This is a genomic window from Streptomyces sp. NPDC058619 (assembly GCF_042717785.1).
GTDB lineage: Bacteria > Actinomycetota > Actinomycetes > Streptomycetales > Streptomycetaceae > Streptomyces.
The window spans coordinates 1-1,648 of the sequence record NZ_JBHXQN010000159.1 but is presented as its reverse complement, the minus strand read 5'-3'; the positions used below and the strand labels follow the sequence as shown (position 1 = coordinate 1,648).

The 1,648-nt window shown below is 68.1% G+C and carries 2 protein-coding genes; both read right to left on the bottom strand.

Annotation, left to right across the window (positions count from 1 at the left end; translation table 11 throughout):
• Positions 1–1,241: condensation domain-containing protein (locus ACFWTC_RS38910; protein WP_384075182.1), on the bottom strand; the 1,241-nt coding region annotated here is incomplete at its 3' end.
• On the bottom strand, positions 1,241–1,648 hold a 408-nt coding region (locus tag ACFWTC_RS38905; RefSeq protein ID WP_384075179.1), incomplete at its 5' end, for a phosphopantetheine-binding protein. The genes ACFWTC_RS38910 and ACFWTC_RS38905, both read right to left, overlap by 1 nt.

Sequence of the window (1,648 nt, the reverse complement as noted above, 5' to 3'; positions counted from 1 at the left end):
TCCGCCGCCGCAATCACCGCACCCCGCAACCCCGCAGCCACACCACCCGGCCCGAACACCTCCCCAACAGTCAACTCCAGATCGAACTTCGCCGCTGAATCATTCGCGTACAGCCTTCCGGCCTGCTGGGCGCCCGAGATGTCCAGGGACGTCTCAGCGTTGTTCTGCAGGGTGAGCATGACCTGGAACAGCGGGTGCCGGGACAGGGAACGCGTCGGAGCCAGGTCCTCCACCAGGCGCTCGAAGGGCACGTCCTGGTTCGCAAACGCGGAGATGCTCACCTTGCGTACACGGGACAGGAGTTCACGGAAAGTCGGGTCCCCCGACAGGTCCGTGCGCAGCACCAGCGTGTTCACGAACAGGCCCACCATCTCGTCCAGGGCCTCGTCAGTACGACCGGCGACTGCTGCGCCGATGGGAATGTCCGTACCCGCACCTAGGCGGGAAAGCACCACCGCGAGAGATGCCTGGAGCACCATGAACGGCGTCACGCCCTCGACGCGGGCCAGCTCCGCCAGACGCGCATGCACCTGCGTCGGGATGTCCAGGACCACGGTGTGGCCGCGATGGCTCGGCACTGCCAGGCGCGGCTTGTCGTAGGGCAGCGTCAGCTCTTCCGGCACGCCCTTCAGCGCCTCGCGCCAGTAGGCGACCTGCCGGGAAAGCACGCTCTCCGGGTCGTTCTCGTCGCCGAGGAGTTCGCGCTGCCACAGCGCGTAGTCCGCGTACTGCACCGGCAGCGGCTCCCACTCCGGAGCCCGACCCGCACAACGCGCCTCGTACGCCACCGACACATCCCGCGCCAACGGCCCCATCGACCAACCGTCGGCGGCAATGTGGTGCACCACCACAACCAGCACATGCTCATCGGGGGATGCGCGGAACAGCCAGGCTCGGACCGGCACTTCGAACGCGAGGTCGAACGCGTACCGCGCCGCCGCCGCCACCGCATCACCCAGGTCCGCCGGACCGTCCATGGTGGCGGGCAGGTCGACGACCTGGAGCTGCCAGGCAACGTCCGCGAGGTCAAGGGCTCGCTGGTACGGCTCGCCTTCGGCCATTCCGAACACCGTCCGCAGCACCTCATGACGGCCGATCACATCCCGGAGCGCCGCATCCAGCGCCCCGGCGTCCACCCGGCCGGAAAGCCTCAGGGCCATCGGAATGTTGTACGTGGCACTGGGTCCCTCGAGCTGCTCGATGAACCACAGACGGCGCTGCGCGAATGACAACGGAAACATCAGGAATCTCCCCGGTTACGCATGGGCCGCAACGCCGGCCGCACTGACTTCTTCTTTCCAAGCTGCTGCGCGAGCCCCGCCACCGTCGGCGCATCGAACAGTGCCGCAATCGCGATCTCGACGCCGAGCGCCACCCGGATACGGCTGACGAGCCGAACCGCCAGCAGGGAGTGGCCGCCCAGGGCGAAGAAGTCGTCGTCGACGCCGACCTTCTCCAACCCCAGGACCTGGGCGAATGCCTCGCACAACGCCTCTTCCTCGGGGGTCGACGGGCCCCTGCCCGAGTCCGCCGTGACGACGTAGTCCGGTGCCGGCAGAGCCTTGCGGTCCAGCTTCCCGTTCACCGTCAACGGCAGCACCTCCAGGACCACGACCGCGGCCGGGACCATGTAGCCGGGCAGGCGCTC